Annotated in this window: 18 protein-coding genes and 2 pseudogenes; 7 read left to right on the top strand and 13 right to left on the bottom strand. The window is 62.1% G+C overall.

Translation table 11 applies throughout. The features are described 5' to 3' along the window. Nucleotide 1 precedes the first annotated feature (1 nt). Together AC5RU3_RS05395 and AC5RU3_RS05390 are read right to left on the bottom strand one after the other, a co-directional pair. Nucleotides 2–691, bottom strand: coding sequence for a methyltransferase domain-containing protein (locus AC5RU3_RS05395; protein ID WP_493965148.1), 690 nt, complete (start codon nt 689–691; stop codon nt 2–4). A 51-nt stretch (nt 692–742) separates the two neighbouring features. After that, a pseudogene (locus AC5RU3_RS05390) lies at nt 743–877 on the bottom strand (hypothetical protein); the annotation flags it as partial. A gap of 93 nt (nt 878–970) precedes the next feature. On the opposite strand from AC5RU3_RS05390, the gene AC5RU3_RS05385 reads away from it, so the two are divergent. Further along, nucleotides 971–2,986: a S9 family peptidase gene (locus AC5RU3_RS05385; RefSeq protein WP_493964996.1), complete on the top strand. Its 2,016-nt coding sequence runs from the start codon at nt 971–973 to the stop codon at nt 2,984–2,986. Here AC5RU3_RS05385 and AC5RU3_RS05380 read toward each other — a convergent pair. From AC5RU3_RS05380 to AC5RU3_RS05365, 4 genes are all read right to left on the bottom strand, one after another. Next, nucleotides 2,983–3,612 carry a peptide deformylase gene (locus tag AC5RU3_RS05380; protein ID WP_493964995.1) on the bottom strand — a complete coding sequence of 210 codons (630 nt, stop codon included), beginning with the start codon at nt 3,610–3,612 and terminating at the stop codon, nt 2,983–2,985. The genes AC5RU3_RS05385 and AC5RU3_RS05380 overlap by 4 nt on opposite strands. A 4-nt stretch (nt 3,613–3,616) precedes the next feature. Further along, nucleotides 3,617–4,780, bottom strand: coding sequence for an MFS transporter (locus tag AC5RU3_RS05375; RefSeq protein ID WP_493964994.1), 1,164 nt, complete (start codon nt 4,778–4,780; stop codon nt 3,617–3,619). Nucleotides 4,781–4,936: 156 nt separating this feature from the next. Continuing rightward, nucleotides 4,937–5,359: a VOC family protein gene (locus AC5RU3_RS05370; protein ID WP_309072089.1), complete on the bottom strand. Its 423-nt coding sequence runs from the start codon at nt 5,357–5,359 to the stop codon at nt 4,937–4,939. 143 nt (nt 5,360–5,502) lie between these two features. Next, nucleotides 5,503–5,775, bottom strand: a complete 273-nt coding sequence (locus tag AC5RU3_RS05365; RefSeq protein ID WP_309072088.1) for a DUF2277 domain-containing protein — start codon at nt 5,773–5,775, stop codon at nt 5,503–5,505. 115 nt (nt 5,776–5,890) lie between these two features. Here AC5RU3_RS05365 and AC5RU3_RS05360 point away from each other — a divergent pair. Together AC5RU3_RS05360 and AC5RU3_RS05355 are read left to right on the top strand one after the other, a co-directional pair. Then, nucleotides 5,891–6,244 (top strand): annotated as a pseudogene (locus AC5RU3_RS05360) (DUF3054 domain-containing protein); the annotation flags it as partial. 99 nt (nt 6,245–6,343) lie between these two features. Further along, nucleotides 6,344–6,625: an Lrp/AsnC family transcriptional regulator gene (locus tag AC5RU3_RS05355; protein ID WP_309072086.1), complete on the top strand. Its 282-nt coding sequence runs from the start codon at nt 6,344–6,346 to the stop codon at nt 6,623–6,625. A gap of 8 nt (nt 6,626–6,633) precedes the next feature. Here AC5RU3_RS05355 and trpD read toward each other — a convergent pair whose 3' ends face one another. Further along, a complete protein-coding gene (gene trpD, locus AC5RU3_RS05350; protein ID WP_493964993.1) occupies nt 6,634–7,692 on the bottom strand; it encodes an anthranilate phosphoribosyltransferase in 1,059 nt (352 codons plus the stop codon). Nucleotides 7,693–7,841: 149 nt separating this feature from the next. Here trpD and ctaE point away from each other — a divergent pair, with 149 nt between their 5' ends. The 4 genes from ctaE to qcrB all read left to right on the top strand — a co-directional run bounded on the left by ctaE (nt 7,842) and on the right by qcrB (nt 12,173). Continuing rightward, a complete protein-coding gene (gene ctaE / locus AC5RU3_RS05345; RefSeq protein WP_309072084.1) occupies nt 7,842–8,480 on the top strand; it encodes an aa3-type cytochrome oxidase subunit III in 639 nt (212 codons plus the stop codon). Between the two features lie 111 nt (nt 8,481–8,591). After that, complete coding sequence (gene qcrC, locus AC5RU3_RS05340) at nt 8,592–9,386, top strand: cytochrome bc1 complex diheme cytochrome c subunit (protein WP_309072083.1); 795 nt, start codon at nt 8,592–8,594, stop codon at nt 9,384–9,386. Nucleotides 9,387–9,460: 74 nt separating this feature from the next. Next, nucleotides 9,461–10,486: a cytochrome bc1 complex Rieske iron-sulfur subunit gene (qcrA, locus tag AC5RU3_RS05335; protein ID WP_309072082.1), complete on the top strand. Its 1,026-nt coding sequence runs from the start codon at nt 9,461–9,463 to the stop codon at nt 10,484–10,486. A gap of 1 nt (nt 10,487) precedes the next feature. Continuing rightward, nucleotides 10,488–12,173: a cytochrome bc1 complex cytochrome b subunit gene (gene qcrB / locus AC5RU3_RS05330; protein WP_309072081.1), complete on the top strand. Its 1,686-nt coding sequence runs from the start codon at nt 10,488–10,490 to the stop codon at nt 12,171–12,173. 221 nt (nt 12,174–12,394) lie between these two features. Here qcrB and AC5RU3_RS05325 read toward each other — a convergent pair whose 3' ends face one another. From AC5RU3_RS05325 to AC5RU3_RS05300, 6 genes are all read right to left on the bottom strand, one after another. Continuing rightward, nucleotides 12,395–13,177 (bottom strand): GntR family transcriptional regulator, encoded by a 783-nt coding sequence (locus AC5RU3_RS05325; protein WP_309123629.1) that lies wholly within the window; start codon nt 13,175–13,177, stop codon nt 12,395–12,397. Nucleotides 13,178–13,369: 192 nt separating this feature from the next. After that, nucleotides 13,370–13,771 carry a cytochrome c oxidase subunit 4 gene (locus tag AC5RU3_RS05320; RefSeq protein ID WP_309071820.1) on the bottom strand — a complete coding sequence of 134 codons (402 nt, stop codon included), beginning with the start codon at nt 13,769–13,771 and terminating at the stop codon, nt 13,370–13,372. Next, on the bottom strand, nt 13,772–15,493 hold the full coding sequence (gene ctaD, locus AC5RU3_RS05315) for an aa3-type cytochrome oxidase subunit I (protein WP_309071821.1): 1,722 nt from the start codon (nt 15,491–15,493) through the stop codon (nt 13,772–13,774). A 4-nt stretch (nt 15,494–15,497) separates the two neighbouring features. After that, the gene (ctaC, locus tag AC5RU3_RS05310) at nt 15,498–16,382 is read right to left on the bottom strand and encodes an aa3-type cytochrome oxidase subunit II (protein WP_309071822.1); all 885 of its coding nucleotides are present in this window, start codon (nt 16,380–16,382) and stop codon (nt 15,498–15,500) included. Between the two features lie 224 nt (nt 16,383–16,606). Then, complete coding sequence (locus AC5RU3_RS05305; protein WP_309071823.1) at nt 16,607–16,990, bottom strand: HesB/IscA family protein; 384 nt, start codon at nt 16,988–16,990, stop codon at nt 16,607–16,609. Between the two features lie 193 nt (nt 16,991–17,183). Further along, on the bottom strand, nt 17,184–18,599 hold the full coding sequence (locus AC5RU3_RS05300; protein WP_309123628.1) for a dipeptidase: 1,416 nt from the start codon (nt 18,597–18,599) through the stop codon (nt 17,184–17,186). Between the last annotated feature and the right edge of the window lie 11 nt (nt 18,600–18,610).

Below are 18,610 nucleotides of genomic sequence, written 5' to 3'. Positions count from 1 at the left end.
GTCAGCGCACGGGAGTGCTCTTTTCGGAGTCCTCTTTCCGACGCCTGTGAAAAGCTTGGACGGTAAAGGCCGCAGTGACCCTGAGCCTCTCCGGCAGCGTGTCCATCCGAACGGAGGCACCGTGATGGCCCGCTGGCCCCATTGCCGCAATATTCTGCACGTCCTCCGGCGTCAGGGTCATCGGAAATTCGACAGACCTGCTGGCAGCCAGTGTGAAGTCCGGCGTCAGAGCGGCAGCGACGTCGTCGTCTTTGCCTGAGCGGATGTTCAGGAGGCCTGCAACGTCGGAAATTTCCTGCAGGTGCTGCGGCAGGGGTGTGACGACGATCAGCACGCCGCCTTCGCGGCACACCCGCGCGAACTCGTCCGGATTCCGCGGCGCGAAAATGTTGATCAGCAGATCAACCGATTCGTCCACGACCGGCAGCGGCCGCCAGACGTCCCAGACCAGGCACAGCGCATCGGGGAGCAGCTTCGCCGCCCGCCTCAGGGCAAATTTCGAGATGTCGAGGGCGACGACCGCTGACACCGGCACCTGCCGTTCGAGTTCCCGAAGGTAATAACCAGTGCCGGCTCCGGCGTCCAGGACGACGGGATTATCGACCGCGCATTCCGCTGCTGCCCTGCCGACCGCGTCCGCAAGAGGGCTGAAGTGACCTCCGCCCAGGAAATCGATGCGCGCCTGAACCATCGCCGTTGTGTCAGCCTCGAAGCCGGTTCCCCTGCCCGTCAGGAGATTGAAGTAGCCCTGCCGGGCGGCGTCGAATCGATGCCCACGCTGGCACTGAAGCAGACGGGGCCTGCCCCCCTGTTGCGTGGATGTCTCCGACGTGAAGGTGGGACCTGCATCCAGCCGATCACGACAAACCGGACACATAAGAATATTTCCGGGGAATGAGGGCACCCAACCATCGTAGGTGTCGACGCTGCCGCTTTGAGCGGCGGCACCCAGCGGGCATAGTCTCGGACTGTGAAACCAAACACACTCAATTTGTTGAACTCCGTGGGCACACCCTCGCTCCATCCCGACGCCACTCGCTGTGTGGTCTCCGTGACCCGACCCGATTACGATTCCGACGCCGCCGTCGGCCAGTTGTGGGAGGTGCCGCTGGACAGCCGTTCTCCCCGTCGAATCACCCGGGGCTTCCGGGACACCGCACCGAAGTTTTCACCGGACGGTGCAGTCATCGCCTTCCTGCGGGCTTCCCAGGGCGGCAAATCGCAGTTGTTCATTGTTGACAGCGGGGGAGGGGAGCCCCGGCAGCTCAGCGATCAACCCCTCGGCGTCTCCGATTTCGAGTGGTCTCCCGGTTCCGGGCACATTGTCTTCAGCGCACGAGTCCCGCAGGACGGTCGCTACGGAACCGTGGACGGCGTAGCGGCTGGTCAGGAGGATCCGCGACTAATCACCGGCTACAAGTACCAGATGAACGGCGTGGGCTATACCGGGGACAAACGAATTCAGCTGTTCCTCTTGGACGTGCCGGTTCTGGGGGAGGAGCCCTACATCAAGCCGGTGGGGCGTGCGGCACGTTCCGCCGAAGAACCAGCATCCGGCGAATTTCCTTCGGCAAAGCAGTTAACAGACGCGGACGCTGACCATTCGGCGCCGCGCTTCGACGCTGAAGGGTCGCGCATCATCTTCAGCGCCGCCCTCGAGCCCGACTCCGCAACCAGTCTCCGCTCGGACATCTACTCGATCGCGCTAGACGGAACGGACAGGCAGCGCCTGAGCAATCTGACCGGTGAGTTGCTCACCTGCGGGTCCCCGGTGCACAGCCAGGACGGCCGGTGGCTCTACTACCTCGGTAGCGCTCTCTCACCCACCGGTCTCGATTTCGTCGCCAGGAATACGGCCCTCTACGTCGCTCCGGCGGACGCTCCCGGTCAGCCTCGATTGCTGACCGATCCCGAAACCTTCGACTTGGGGGAGGTCAGCGAAGTCGTTCCGGCCGGCGATGGCGGAGTGCTGGTCTTCAATCGCAGGCGAGGAGCAAACGACCTCCTACGCATCGATCCGGACGGGACCTTGCAGACGCTTGCCGCCGGTGACTGCGTCGTGACGGGAGCCGCTACTACAGGTGCCACCGTCGTCGTCTCCTACACCGACCCGCTCACCATGGGTGAGGTCGCCCTCGTCGACGGCCGGGAACTGAAGCGGCTGACCGACTTCTCCGCAGGTCTCCGCAGCGAAACCACGATAGCCGAGCTGCGGGAGGAGACCTTCAGCGCTCCGGACGGCTACCCGGTCCACGGCTGGGTAATGGTTCCCGAAGGGGACGGCCCGCACCCGGTACTTCTCAACATTCACGGCGGACCATACGCCCAGTACGGGTGGGGCTACTTCGACGAGGCACAGGTGTATGTCGAGGCCGGCTACGCAGTCGTTATGTGCAACCCCCGGGGTGCCGCCGGTTACGGTCAGGAGCACGGCCGTGTCATCAAGGAGGCCATGGGAACAGTGGACATGCAGGACGTGCTCGCGTTCCTCGAGGGTGCAGTCCTGAAGTACACCCAGCTCGACGGCGACCGGCTGGGTGTAATGGGAGGCTCCTACGGCGGTTTTCTGACGGCGTGGCTGGTTGCCAACGATCATCGCTTCCAGGGCGCCGTCGTCGAGCGCGGGTTCCTGGATCCGGAATCCTTCATCGGATCTTCGGACATCGGGTGGTTCTTCTCGGAGGCCTACACGGGCGCCGATCCCGAGAAAGTCCGTGCGCAGAGCCCGTATGCCCATGTGGACAAGGTGCGAACACCTACCTTCGTCATTCATTCAGAGGAAGATCTGCGCTGCCCGCTCGAACAGGCACAGCGGTATTACACGGCCCTGAAACGTCATGGGGTAGAGACGGAGATGCTAATTTTCCCGGGGGAGACGCATGAGCTTTCGCGATCCGGTACCCCCTGGCATCGGCGTCAGAGGTTCGAGCACATCCTCCGGTGGTGGGCAGACAAGCTGCCGAGCAAGAAGAACCAGCCTGCCTAGAAGTTGAGCGAACGCTGGGCCAGGTCGATCCCGGGCTGCGACCAGCGTTCGCTGTATGCGGCGCTACTCACGAGTGACCGTGTGTTCGCCTTATCGATGTAGATCACGCCGTTCAGGTGATCGGTCTCGTGCTGCACGATCCGTGCAGGCCACCCGGTGAACTGCCGCGTGGCCTGCACACCCTCAGGGGTCAGATACTCCAGCTGGACGGTACGGTGCCTCTCGACCACCGCCTGCCAGCCGCTGAAGGACAGGCAGCCCTCGAAGAATGACGCCTTGTCGCGTCCGACCGGCGTGTACGTCGGGTTAATGACGGCGAAGTATGGCAACGGCGGGCGCTCGCGGACCCGGGAAATCTCATCGGGCTGGGGGATGACGTCCTCGATGACGGCAATGCGCAGGGGGATCCCCAGCTGCGGGGCTGCCAGGCCGACACCGGGCGCGTTCTGCATGGCCCTGCGCATGGTCACCAGGAGTTCAGCCAGTTCTGCATCGTCCAGCTGACCGTCGAAAACAACCGACGGGGTCCGCAGCACAGGATCGCCCAGTTGGACGATCGGTGGTGCTGTTTCATTGACGACGTCGCGGACCCGGGCGCGGATTTCCTCGCGTGTGTAAGTGCCCATCGTCCTATCCTAGGGTCGACGCGCGGCTGGGCGGCGCGGCTCGCGGCACGCTGTAGAGGGCCAGGATGACCGCCAGCGCGTTGATCCCCGCGAGAACGAGGAAGGCTTGCGAGTAACTGCCGAGCATGGCGGCGAGGCCCGCTCCGACCCACGGTCCAAGCGCGGTCGCAAGAGCGATGGGCGATGCCAAGAGGGCGGTCAACCGGCCGTAATGCGCCGGACCCCAGCGGTCCGTGATGGCGGTTGCATGCAACAGTGTGAAGACCCCGCGGGTCACTCCAGCCGCTAAAGCGATGATGATCGCGGCGGTGAGGGTTTCTGCCAGGCCGAGCAGCGCCGTCGTTAACGCTGCCGCCAGCAGAATGGCCACAGTACGGGTTCTGAGGGGCAACCGCTCGAACAAGCCGTAACCTAGCCGGCCCACGACCTGACCGATCCCGCCGACTCCCAGCGCTGTCGCCGCAAGGGCAGTGCCGATTCCCCGTTCCGTCAGTAGCGGAACAAGGTTGACGACGGCCGCGAAGGAGGCGAGAGCGGTAAGGCTGACTGCGCCGACAAGCGCCGCAAACGGCAAACTCCGAATAATTTCCGACGGCGGTAGCTGGGTGAGCTGTGATCCGGACGAAGCGGTGTGGTTGGGCACCCACGGTCGTCTCAGCCCGAAAAAGTGCGCCGGGACGGTGACGATGAAGAGAAAGCCCGCCAGGATCAGGTACGTGGTGCGCCACCCGACGGCGGCGGTCAGAACTGCTGTCAATGGTGCAAAAACGGTGCTGGCCAGCCCGCCGACGATTGTGAGAATTGTCAGCGCGCGTGTACGGCGATTCGTCCACCACCGCGTCACCGCCGCGAAGGCCGGTGGATAGAGCACCATTCCCATGGCGATACCCGCCAATGCCCAACCGGCGAAGAACGTCGGCAGATTGCCCGCGATGGCTACCAGGCAGAGCGCCGGAGCAGCAAGGACGGATCCCAGCGTCATGACGGCGCGCGGACCGCGGCGGTCCAACACCCGGCCGACGACCAGCCCGGCGAAAGCCGAACACACCAATGCGGTAGAGAACGCTCCGTTCACGGCCGGCAGTGTCCAGCCGGTTGTCGAGCTGATCTCGCCCGCGAGGACCGGAAAGGCGTAGAACAGGATGCCCCAACTGGAGATCTCCGTCACGCACAGGACAACGAGGACAACCCGAAGGGAAACGCTGTGTTGACCCCTTCCGTGCGACGCTCCGAAAGTGCCGATAATCAACATTATGTCAACTAACCGAAAGAGGGCGGGACTGAACTCCAGCTCCGCCTCCCCCCGACGCAACGCTGACCAGGATTATGCCTGCGGCGGCGCACCGGCGATATTGACCAGCCAGGCCACGCCGAATTTGTCCGTGCACATTCCAAAGTGGTCACCCCACGGGGCAACTTCAAGTGGCACGGTCACCGATCCATCTCCGGCCAGGCGGTCCCAGTATCCCCGCAGCTCACTTTCATTCTCGCCGCTGAGGGAGATGGAAAATGTGTTGCCCGGGGTGTAGTCCATGCTGTTCGGGGTGTCTGCCGCCATGATGACCATCCCGCTCTCGGTGGTCAGCATTCCATGCATGATCTTGTCCAGCTCGCTCTCGTCTTCGCTGGCCTGGAAATCGCGGAACGTACTGAGCGTCAATTCGCCGCCGAAGACCGATTGGTAATAGGTCATCGCTTCTTTGGCGGTGTCACGAAAGCCAAGGTACGGGTTCAGGCGCGTGCTCATAACGGTCTCCTCGTGTCACTAGCGGAGGGCGACCGGTGCCTCTGGTCAAGGCACGCTTACGGAGCACTCCGTGACCATATAGTGCACCACGGAGGGTTCTTCGCCCAGTACTGCGAGGGTTGGGGCGGCCCGCGTGATGGTAATCAGGCTGTGGCGAAACGGCGGGCCGAGCGCTCCTTCGCCTTGGCGGCCTCCTCGTCGCGGTCCTTCGGCGGCGCTGTGGTGACCAGTTCCGACAACAGCCTTTCAGTGATGAAGCCGATTTCCTCGACCGCGCGATCGAAAGCCTCCTGGTTCGCCCGGGACGGCTTGGTGGTGCCGCTGACCTTGCGGACGTACTGAAGGGCAGCCGCATGAACCTCCTCGCTGGTGGCTGCGGGCTCGAAATTATGAAGTGTCCTGATATTCCTGCACATGTTTCAAGGGTAGAACCCGGCTTGCTGCTATGGAACAGATCCGCTCGGGCTGCTGCGGTGCCCGCGCTGCGTGCGGAACGCCGGTTTCGGCGCCCGGAACCATTAGGCTGAATCCATGACGAGCGCAAGTGGCGGCGGGTGGGGCGTGCACAAGCGAGGCTACGTGCCGTGGCTCGCCGTCGACGTCGTGCTGATTGCCTTCTTCGCGCTCCTCGGCCGCCTCTCCCATTACGGGGCGCTGTCGCCCCAGGGCATTCTGAGCACCGCGCTCCCCTTCCTCATTGCCTACGTCGCAGCCTCCTTGCTTCTTCGCGCGTGGCGACAGCCGACCAACGTGGTGCGGACGGCGATTCCCATGTGGCTTGTTACAGCAGGCGGCGGCCTGCTGCTTCGCGTTGCCCTGGGTGAGAGTGCGGCGCTGTCCTTCCAGATGGTCACACTCTGCGTTCTCGGAGTGTTTCTGGTTGTCCCGCGGAGCATTGCAGCACGAGTATTGAAGTTTCGAGGCCGCCACACGCAGCAGCGGCCAGCCCCCCACTCCCCCCAGTCAGAACCAAGGAGCCGCCACATGATCACAGCTTTCGTACTCATTCAGACCGATGCTTCCCGCATTCCCGAATGTGCACAGGAGATCTCGGAGCTTGAGGGGATCAGCGAGGTGTATTCCGTCACCGGCGAGTGGGACCTCATCGCCATCGCACGGGTCAACCGCCACGAGGACCTGGCGGACGTCATCGCCGACCGGCTCTCAAAGGTGGAGGGCGTCGAATCCACTACCACCCAGATTGCGTTTCGGTCCTACTCGAATCACGACCTCGACGCCGCCTTCTCCCTGGGTTTCGAAGGCTGAACCCGAACCTACCCCCGGGTGACCGCGACCCACTGGTCCAGTGCCGCCTGCGCCGCGCCTGAGTCGATGGACTCCTGCGCGCGCGCCATGTTGGTCCGGATCCTCTCCACGAGCGGCGCCGAGTGCTCGGTGTCCAGTGCGGTGAGGCCTGCCGCCGCATTCAGCACGACGGCGTCGCGCACCGGACCGGTCTCCCCCGCCAACAGGCGGCGCACCACCTTCGCGTTGCTTTGAGCGTCTGAACCCCTGAGCGCCTCGACGGTTGCCACCGGCAGATCGAAGTCCCCAGGATGAACAGTGTGCTCCGTGGTGATCCCTCCGCGGACCTCCCAGACAGTGGATGAGCCGCTCGTGGTCAGCTTGTCCCGGCCGTCGCTTCCGCGGAATACCAGGGCGCGGATCCCCCGGGCCGCCAGGACCCCCGCCATAAGCGGAGCCATACGCTCGCTGGCACAACCGAGCGCCTGCGCTTCGACGCCCGCCGGATTACTGAGCGGGCCGAGGAAGTTGAAGGCGGTCGGAACGCCGAGTTCCCTGCGTGGAACAGCGACATGCCGCATGGATGGGTGGAACACCTGGGCGAAGCAGAAAGTGATGTTGGCTTCCTCGGCCGACCTGGCGACGTCGTCCACCGAAAGATCGAGCCGAACGCCCAGAGCCTCGATGACGTCAGCGGCTCCGGAAGACGAGGATGCACCGCGGTTGCCGTGCTTGATGACCCTGGCACCGGCACCCACCGCAACCAGGGAAGACATCGTGGAAATGTTCAGTGTGTTCAGCCCGTCTCCCCCGGTACCGACGATATCGAGCGCCGGCCCGGGAACGTTGATGCGATGGGCTCGGGCCAGCATTGCTTCTACGAGTCCTGTCAGCTCCGCGACCGACTCCCCTTTCGAGCGCAACCCGACGAGGAAGCCGGCAATCTGAGCGTGGGAGGCAATCCCCTCCATGATGGAATCCATTGCCCAGCGTGTTTGGGAAGCCGTTAGATCCTTCCCCTCAATGAGCTTCGAGATCAGCTGCGGCCAACTGGTTGCAGGGGCGTCCGGAGCAGAAATCGCAGTCACTCTCCTAGGTTATCTACGAATTGTAGAAAGTCATCCCGTTGTTACTCCCGCGCCATTACGGGCAACTCGTGCCCTCGGGGGTACCGACAGGGCACGCCGACGCTGTTTCGCATTGGTGAAGTGGGAACTTTTAGAGACATAATGTCAGGGTGACGACAGCGACCCATGCCCCCAGCTCCACTGCGCATCCAACACTCAACCGCCCGAATATGGTTTCGGTTGGCACCGTTGTATGGCTCTCCAGTGAACTTATGTTCTTTGCCGGACTCTTCGCCATGTACTTCACATTGCGCTCGACCTCCGGCGAGCTTTGGGCCGCCGAGACGGAAAAGCTCAACGTGCCGTTCGCCCTGATCAACACCATCATCCTGGTGTCGAGTTCGTTCACCTGCCAGATGGGTGTGTTCGCCGCAGAGCGCCTCCAGCCGCGCAGGGTCGGCGGAGTCTTGAACGTCGCGAAGTGGGGAATGGTCGAGTGGTACCTGCTCACTTTCATCATGGGCGCGGTCTTCGTTGCTGTGCAGGCCTACGAATACGCAGAGCTCGTCGCTGAAGGAATCTCCCTGTCAGCCAACGCCTACGGCTCGTCCTTCTACATCACCACCGGCTTCCACGGACTGCACGTGATTGGCGGCCTCATCGCCTTCCTGTTCATCATTGGACGCGCATACGCCGCGAAGCGTTTTGGCCACTTCGAGGCGACATCGGCGATTGTTACCTCGTACTACTGGCACTTCGTCGACGTGGTGTGGATCGGCTTGTTCATCATCATCTATTTCTTGAAGTAGATTTCTCTTGAACCCTTTTCTACCCGGGGTAGAATTAGCGTGGCGGTCGCGACGGTGGCTGACACCAATCGTTGAACGTATCAAGGCAATACAGAAGGCAGGAAACAGGACGTGAAGGCACTTTCGCAGAGGCGGCGTCACCCCCTGGCAGCAATAGCGCTGCTGCTCATGGGCTTGTTGCTAACAGGTGGCATCTACGCCGTCGCAAGCAACGCGAACGAGGCCAAAGCACAAACCAGCGTTTCCGCCAGCGACATCGAAGAAGGCGAGAAGCTCTTTGTCGCCAACTGCGCTACCTGTCACGGCATGGGCGCCGCGGGTACCGAAGACGGTCCGTCGCTCATCGGTGTCGGTGCTGCGTCGGTTGACTTCCAGGTGGGAACCGGGCGCATGCCGCTCCAGATGCAGGGCCCGCAGGCACTGCAGAAGCCGGTCCAGTTCACCGAAGAGCAGATCCAGCAGATGGCTGCTTACGTTGCGTCCCTCGGCGCCGGCCCTGCCATCCCGAGCGAAGAACTGCTCGATACCTCCGGTGAGGAAGTCGACCCGGCCGCCGGCGGTGAGCTGTTCCGCGTGAACTGCGCCATGTGCCACAACGCAGCTGCAGCTGGTGGCGCTCTTACCCGGGGTAAGTTCGCGCCGACCCTCGAGGGTGTCACCGAAAAGCACATCTACGAGGCCATGGTGACCGGTCCGCAGAACATGCCGGTTTTCAGTGATGCGAACATCACTCCCGAGGACAAGCAGGACATCATTGCGTTCCTGAAGATCATTGAGGAACAGGGTTCCCCCGGTGGCGCGGATCTCGGTTCGCTCGGTCCGGTCTCCGAAGGTCTCTTCATCTGGGTAGCTGGACTCGGAGTGATCATCGCTTTCACTGTTTGGCTCACCTCCCGCTCCTCATAGCGGGCCGAGGCGCAGCAAAGAACTAGTTACACAGGATTGATGAGTGAAGTTTCTAAAGAAGGATGAGAGGGATCATGGCCGACCATAGTCACGGCAGCCCGGAAAACGCGGTTACCGTAGCTAAGCCCGGTCAGGGCAGCGTGCAGAAGTTCCAGGACCCTGGACTTCCGCCGCACCGGCCGCGCTTGGCTGACACAGATCCCCGCGCAGAGAAGCGCGCCGAGCGCCAGGTCGGGGTGCTTTTCCTGATCTCCATCCTCGGCACACTTCTCTTCTTCTTCGGGTACTTCTTCATCCCGCTGGATCAGACGATCGGAACCCTCCGCCTGCAGAACCTTCTGCTTGGCCTGGGAACCGCATTCGCAATGCTCGGTATCGGTGTAGGTATCGTCCACTGGGCGAAGACCCTCATGCCCGACCACGAGATCGCAGAGGATCGCCACGAGATCCGTCCGGAGGCTGATCGGGCAGATGCTGAGAAGATCGTCGGCGACATCCTCGAGGAGTCCGGAATCAAGCGTCGCCCGCTCATTCGCAACACCCTCCTGGGCGCCGGCGTCCTCGCAATCTTCCCTGCCATCGCAATCTTCCGCGACCTCGGTCCGCTGCCGGGAGACGTGCTCCGTCAGACGATGTGGGACGAGGGAGTACGCCTCACCCGCGACCCGAGCGGAACTCCGATCAAGGCCTCCGATGTGACCATCGGCTCCGCTTTCCACGTCATTCCGGAAGGTCTGAATGAGTCCGAGCACAAGCTGGAGGAGAAGGCAAAGGCAGTTGTCCTGTTGATGCGCCTCAACCCGGAATCGCTCAACCCGTCACCGGGACGCGAAGACTGGGGATACGACGGCATCGTCGCCTACTCAAAGATTTGTACCCATGTGGGCTGCCCGGTAGCCCTCTACGAGCAGCAGACCCATCACCTGCTGTGTCCGTGCCACCAGTCAACCTTCGACCTGACACAGGAATGCAAGGTTATCTTCGGCCCGGCCGCCCGTCCGCTTCCCCAGCTCCCCATCTCCGTTGATGAGGAAGGCTACCTGGTAGCGACGAGCGACTTCCAAGAACCCGTAGGACCAAGTTACTGGGAGCGTGGCTGACATGAGCAGCTCGGCAGCTGGACACCAGTACCAGCCCAAAACCAGCGTCGGCAAGATCACCAACTTCGTCGACACCCGCGTTGGCGGATCCGCCATTGTCAAGGAGTTCGGGCGCAAGATCTTCCCCGACCACTGGACATTCATGTTCGGCGAGGTTGCGCTCTACTCGTTCGTGATCCTGTTGCTCTCGGGCACATTCCTGACGTTTTTCTTTGACCCGTCGATGGCTGAGACTCACTACGATGGAAGCTACGTGCCCCTTCGAGGCATAGAGATGTCCATGGCGTACGCATCCTCCCTCGATATCTCATTCGATATTCGCGGTGGACTTTTCATGCGTCAGGTTCACCACTGGTCGGCGCTGCTCTTCGTTGCCGCGGTGTCCGTGCACATGCTTCGCGTCTTCTTCACCGGCGCTTTCCGTCGGCCCCGTGAACTCAACTGGGTAATCGGCGGTGTCCTGCTCATCCTGGCGATGGCCGCAGGATTCACCGGCTACTCGCTCCCCGATGACCTGCTCTCCGGTAATGGCCTGCGCATCATCGACGGCGTCGTGAAGTCGATACCCGTTGTGGGCACGTACATCAGCTTCTTCCTCTTCGGCGGTGAGTTCCCGGGCACGGTGATCATCCCGCGCCTCTACGTGCTTCACATCCTGCTCATCCCGGCAATGATCCTGCTCCTGATCGCAATTCACCTCTTCCTGGTGGTAGTTCACAAGCACACGCAGTTCCCTGGCCCGGGCCGCACCAACGACAACGTTGTGGGTTACCCGGTCGGACCGGTGTACGCCGCCAAGGCCGGTGGATTCTTCTTCATCGTCTTCGGCATCATCGCCGCCATCTCTGCCGCGTTCACGATCAACCCGATCTGGAACTACGGACCGTACGACCCCTCCCCTGTATCTGCAGGCACACAGCCGGACTGGTACATCGGTTGGGTCGACGGCGCTCTTCGTCTCATGCCGGGCGTCCTGGGCAACTTCCCGTTCGAGTGGAACATCCCCCTTCCCTGGGGAACGAACACGCTCTCGTTGAACGTGCTCTTCCCGGCGCTCGTGCCGGCAGGTATTGTTTTCACGCTGCTCTTCGCGTGGCCCTGGATCGAAGCCTGGGTAACCAAGGACCGTCGTGAGAAGCATCTGCTCGACCGCCCGCGTAATGCCCCGACCCGCACGGGTATCGGCGTGGCAGGTGTCGTCTTCTACTGCGTGATGTGGGCAGCGGCCAGCTCCGACCTCATCGCCACCCACTTCATGGTGTCGTTGAACGACGTAACCTACTGGCTGCGTGCACTGGTCATCCTAGGACCGGTTATCGGATTCGTAGTTGCCCGTCGCATCGCTCTCGCCCTGCAGCGCAAGGATCGCGAGATCGTGCTTCATGGACGCGAGACAGGCCGCATTGTCCGGCTTCCGCACGGTGAGTTCATCGAGGTCCACGAGCCGGTGGACGAGTACAAGCGGTACAAGCTCGTCAGTTTCGACTCTCCCGAGGCTCTGACTGCTCAGCCGGATGTGAACGGCCACGTTTCGAAGGGCGAGAAGCGCCGCGCCCTGGCGTCACGCTTCTTCTTCGAAGACCGCGTGGCACCGGTAACGCCGGCCGAACTCGAGCAAGCCCACTCCCATGGGCATCACGGCGAGGTTGCCAGCGAACACGACAAGGCTTCTATCTCGAGCCACTAAGCGTCTCCTATAGCCATAGCAAAAGCGGGCGGGACACACTTCATCGTGTGTCCCGCCCGCTTTTGCGTTCTTGACGTTTTCCCTCATCGGATTGCGTTCACGGGAGTGCGTTCATTGATTGCGCCGGCTGCAGCGCTGTCAAGCGCTGCCACTTGGGCCGCTGCAGCAGTGACTCTGCCTCGCAGCGGGTGACGGATCGTTGCTGGACCCGACCAGACGCTTCAGTTGAAGCGCTTTGCGGTGTACGTTCGGGGTGTCCGCACCCCTGGACGCTGGAGGGGAACCCAAAGCTTGTATCTGTCCGCGCGGTAGTAGGAAACCGAATAGTCCACCATACTTCGTGCAACATAGGCATGACGCTGGATCTTCAACAGCGGTGCGCCCATTTCCACGTTCAACAGGCGGGCAATAGAGGGCGATGCGGCGGTCGCCTCCACCGTGTCCTCGCCCCACTCCATCACTAGCCCGTACCGCTCACTGAGCACGTTGTACAGCGACGTCGGTGGCTCATCATCGAGGATCCCTGGAACGCGGTGGGCAGGGATGAAGTTCTCGTCGACGCTCATAGGTTCGCGGTCGGCCAGCAACTGCCGCCGGAAACGTACAACGGGAGTACCCTGCTCAATCTTCAGCTCACGAGCAATAAGCGGGGTCGCTGCCATTTGCTCGAAGCTGAGCACCCGAGCATCAGGAACCATACCGCGCCGGTGCATCTCCTCGCTGTATGAGGTGAGCTTCATCTGCAGGTCAACCTTGGTATGCGCGACGAAGGTGCCAAGGCCCACGATCCGCTCCAGCACCTCTTCGGCCACCAGCGCATCAATTGCATGCCGGACTGTCATCCGGGCTACCCCAAAGTGCTCCGTCAGCTTGCGTTCAGAAGGAATCGCGGTGCCCGGTTCGGCATGCTGAAGGATGTACTCGCGCAATAACTCGCGAAGCTGCACATGCTTCGCTCCCTTTCCGTCCAGTGCGGTGCTCAGCCCGCTGAGCTGCTTCGGCATGGGAGAACTCCTTCAGTGCACTGCGCGGCGCCGTCGGCTACCTCGCCCGGTCATAGACCGGTCTGATGGACCCATTCTATCGCCGCGCGTCTTGGGACAACGTGACATGCGTACCCATCCCCTGGATACGCGAGAAGGCCTCACACACTTCTGTGTGAGGCCTTCCGAGCCGATCAGGGTCCTTACAGGCGCCTAGTGGGCGTGGTCTCCCCGGCTGTACTCGTACACCCATCCAACGAGCGCAATGGCTGCGAGTCCGGCCGAAATGTAGAGGATCCACCATCCGGCGGCCAGACCGAGGAATCCGCCTGCTGCTGACAAACCGAGCACCAGCGGCCACCAGCTCCAGGGGCTGAAGTGACCCTGTTCGCCGGAGCCCTCATGGATTTCGGCGTCACGGCGGTCCTCCGGCCGCAAGCCAACGCGGCGGCCCGTGAACCCCAGATAGAAGCCGATCATCCCAGCGAGACCACCCACGAGGAGGATACCGAGAATGCCTACCCATTCAGACCAGTTGGTCAGAAAGCCGTAGACCAGGGCGACGGGGACAAAGAAGGGTACTCCCCAGAAGAAGAGCCGAGTTTCTACCTTCATTTACGCGTCCTTCCGATCAGCGGATCCGAGCAGCTGACCTGCCGGTGAACTTGGCGTATGCCACTGCGCGAGCTCCGGGTGGTGGAGGTCAAGCGCAGGCCGCTCGGAGCGGATGCGAGGCAACGAGGTGAAGTTGTGACGCGGCGGCGGGCACGACGTTGCCCACTCGAGCGATGCTCCAAAGCCCCAGGGATCGTCGACCTCGACCTTCGTACCGCTGCGCCAAGTGACGTACACGTTCCAGAAGAACGGAATAAGGGAGGCACCCAGAACGAAGGAGGCGATCGTTGAGAACTGGTTCATCGCGGTGAACATGTCCTCGGGTAGGTAGTCCGCGTAACGTCGCGGCATACCGATCACGCCCAGCCAGTGCTGGATCAGGAAGGTTCCATGGAAGCCAAGGAAGAGGAGCCAAAAGTGAATCTTGCCCAGTCGTTCGTTGAGCATCTTTCCGGTCCACTTCGGCCACCAGAAGTAGAAGCCCGCGAACATAGCGAACACAACGGTGCCGAAGACGACGTAGTGGAAGTGGGCGACCACGAAGTAGGTGTCCGAGACGTGGAAGTCCAGAGGCGGTGAGGCCAGGATGATTCCGGTCAGGCCGCCGAACAGGAAGGTCACGAGGAAGCCGAGGCTCCAGAGCATGGGAGTCTCGAAAGTGATGGAACCCCGCCACATTGTGCCGATCCAGTTGAAGAACTTCACGCCGGTGGGCACTGCAATCAGCATGGTCATAAAAGCGAAGAACGGCAGCAGGACCGCTCCGGTCACGTACATGTGGTGTGCCCAAACGGTCACAGAGAGCGCAGCGATCGCGATCGTTGCGTAGACCAGGCCTTTGTAACCGAAGATCGGCTTGCGGCTGAAGACCGGGAAAATCTCCGAAACGATACCGAAGAACGGAAGGGCGATGATGTAGACCTCGGGGTGGCCGAAGAACCAGAACAGGTGCTGCCAGAGAATAGCTCCCCCGTTGTCCGGGTCAAATATGTGTGCTCCGAAACGCCGGTCAGCGCCCAGGGCGAACAGCGCGGCAGCCAGCGGCGGGAAGGCCATCAGCACGAGAATCGATGTGACGAGAGCGTTCCAGGTGAAGATGGGCATGCGCCACATGGTCATGCCTGGAGCGCGCATGCAGATGATAGTGGTGATGAAGTTCACTGCACCCAGGATGGTGCCGAAGCCGGAAAGGGCAAGGCCGAACACCCAAAGGTCACCACCGACACCCGGCGAGAACGTCGTGTTGGATAGCGGCGCATAGGCGAACCACCCGAACGACGCGGCACCCTGCGGGGTGATGAAGCCCGACACTGCGATTGTGCTTCCGAACAGGAAGAACCAGAAAGCAAGCGCGTTCAGCCGCGGGAAGGCGACGTCGGGTGCACCGATCTGCAGCGGCATGATCACGTTGGTGAAACCCGCGAACAGCGGCGTCGCGAACATCAGGAGCATCACCGTGCCGTGCATGGTGAACAGCTGGTTGTACTGCTCCTTGGTCTGCAGGATCTGCATACCCGGCTCGAACAGCTCGGCGCGGATAACAAGAGCCATCACACCGGCGAGGCAGAAGAACACGAACGACGAGATCAGGTACATGTACCCGATCGTCTTGTGGTCCGTTGAGGTGATCCAGTTGACGACGATACGTCCCTTGGACCGCGGGATGACCCGCGGAGCGACTGTAGTGCCGGCGTCCTCGGCGGTGTATTCGTAAGTAGACATCTAATCAATCCTGCCCAATTTGATCGTTGACGCTGCTCGGAGTTTCGCCGTCGACCCCGCTACGCGGATTGCGGTCGTACTCTTCGCCAAGCTGGCCGTCCTCAAGGGTCTCCAGGTGCGCTTCGTATTCCTCTTCGGAAACAACCGCCACGTTGAACAGCATTTCGGAGTGGTACTCGCCGCACAATTCGGCGCACTTACCCTCGAAGACGCCTTCACGCGTGGGGGTCAGAGTGATGTAGTTTTCGCGCTCAGGGATCATGTCGCGCTTTTGAAGGAAGGCGGGAACCCAGAACGAGTGAAGTACGTCGCGGGCGTTGAGGCGGAACTCCACCGTCTGGTTCACCGGCAGGTAGAGGGTCGGCAGTGTCTCAGGTACTCCTGGTTCACCATCGAGCTGAGCCTGCACGCCGGCGTCATACTTGTCCTCAAGGACGTAGTTGAAGTCCCACGACCACTGCTTGCCGCGGACATCAATGATGACATCGGGATCCTCGACACGCGTGTCGATGACCTGCTGGTCGCGGTCGGTGAAGTAGAAGAACACCAGCACCATGAACAGCGGGATGGTCAGGTAGAACACTTCCAGCGGAAGGTTGTAGCTGATCTGGCGCGGATAGCCGGTCTCATTACGACGACGGCGGTACGCCACGATGCACCAGATGATCAGACCCCAGGTGATCACGCCAACAACCAGGGCGGCGATCCAGGAGTTGACCCACAGGTCAATGATCCGGCCGGTGTGGTCGGTGTTGTCCCGCTCAGCGGGCAGCCAACCTTTTTGGACTTCTGATGAACAACCAGACAAGAACAGCGCAGCCACGACCACGAGGCTTGAAACCTTGAAAATCTTTGCGCGTCGGCTGCCGGTTCGGTCCTGCGAACTCACAGACGGCCCTTCCTTTTCTTACGTGCGGTGCCACCGACGGTGACAGCATTTCCGGTGCACGCCGCTACTCGGGCGCCAGCCCAAATGCGATGCACTTTCAGTTTTACTACTCACTGTAGAGCTTACCCGCAACGGCAGCCATCGTGTGACAACAAAGCCTCCGCCGTGTACCTGTTTCGGATACATGGCGGAGGCTTCGTGGTTCGTACTGTGTGGGCGGTCCCTTAGTGGAAGGAATCACCGCAGGCGCAGGAGCCGCCCGCATTGGGGTTGTCGATGGTGAATCCCTGCTTCGAGATGGTGTCCTCGAAATCGATGGAGGCGCCAGCGAGGTAGGGAACGCTCATGCGGTCGACAATGACTTCCACGCCGTCGAAATCGCGAACCGCATCCCCGTCCAGTACACGCTCGTCAAAGTAGAGCTGGTAGATGAGCCCGGAACATCCGCCTGGCTGTACTGCGACGCGAAGCCGGAGGTCGGTGCGCCCTTCCTGCTCCAGAAGGCTGCGTACCTTGTTGGCGGCGACATCTGAGAGGTTTACCTCGTGTACCGGCAGTTCGGTCTCTGCGGCGACTTCGGTAGTCGGTTCGCTTGTTGATGTGCTCATGATGTGCGTTCTCCTTAGCTTGTGCCTGCCGCGCCGGATCCGTGCCGACGAACACAGCGTCGGGCGGCATATGGCTATTAGCGCTTCGCAGCGCGTCCGTTCAATGGTACGTCCCGTGCACACGGCTGCCCAGCTATGTAACGAACCATGCCCGCGAAACATTCCACACACGTTTGAGCCGCCCCGGCAGGTGCTACGACCCGTCCGCTGCGCCGGCGGCATTGAGCCTGGCCAGCATCAGGGCCTCGGCCAGGACCGCCCGGCTGAATTCGGCCAGGTGCAGCGATTCATTCGCGCTGTGTGCCCTGGAATCAGGATCCTCCACTCCGGTGACGAGAATCTGCGCGTCCGGGTATACCTCTGTCAGATCGGCGATGAATGGAATGGACCCACCGATACCGGCCTCGACAGGCTCCGTGCCCCACGCCGTCCGAAGCGCCCACAGGGCGATCTGGGCGGCGGGTCTGGTGGTATCTGTGGAGAAGGGATTTCCTGACTCTCCGGGAGTGAACGTCACCTTCGCCCCGAAAGGAGCGTGCGCCTGCACATGGCGTTCGACGGCGGCCATCGCCTCCTCAGGATCCTGCCCCGGTGCCAGGCGGAGACTGAACTTCGCCCGCGCGCTTGGGAGGAGCGTATTCGAGGACACCGCCACGCTGGGAGCATCGATGCCAATGATGGACAGGGCGGGCTTGGTCCACAACCGGGACGCGAGGGAGCCGGTGCCGGCCAACTGGACACCATCCAGAACTGAAGCGTCCGCCCGGAATGCGGCTTCAGGATAATCAACGGTCGCATCGTCCGTGGCGAGAAGCCCTTCGATCGCGACGCTGCCGTCGTCGTCGTGCAGTGTGGCTATCAGGCGGGACAACAAGGTGGGAGCGTCCAGGACAGGACCACCGAACATGCCCGAGTGAACCGCGTGATCCAGTACACGGACTTCGATGGTGCCGTCGACGAGGCCCCGCAGGCTGGTCGTCAGTGCCGGTACACCGACTTTCCAGTTGCTCGAGTCGGCAACCACGATGACGTCGGAGCGAAGCAACTCGCGGTGCTCTTCAAGGAAGCGGCGGAACGTGGGAGACCCTGCCTCCTCCTCCCCTTCGATGAAGAGGGTGATGCCGAGGCCAAGGCCGTCGCCCAGCACATCGGAAACCGCCCGGAAGGCAGCGATATGTGCCATCACACCGGCCTTGTCGTCTGCCGCTCCCCTGCCGTACAGCCGCTCCCCGCGCTCCTCGGCGATGAAGGGCTCGCTCTCCCACAGGTCGCGCTCCCCCGGCGGCTGCACATCGTGATGTGCATACAGGAGCACTGTCGGCTTTCCTGCGTCCGCAGGGCGCCGCGCCACGACCGCGGGACCTCCGGGCGTGCCATCGTTGTCGACTCGCAGAATGCGCACGTCCTCGATGCCGGTGGAACGCACCAGGGCGGCGACCGCTTCGGCGCTGCGGTCCAATTCGGCGGGGTTGAAGGCCTCCCAGGCCACGCCCGGGATGGCGACAAGGGACTTCAGCTCCTCGACGGTTCGCGAGAAGGCCGCGTCAACGCTGGAACGCAAGGCGGTAACCATAGTCTCCGGCGGGGTATCGGTAGATAGCTTGATCATGCCCCGAGCCT

This window comes from Arthrobacter sp. MDB1-55 (assembly GCF_059092925.1).
Note: the sequence above shows the minus strand (reverse complement) of the source record. Positions and strands in the feature narration are given on the sequence as shown.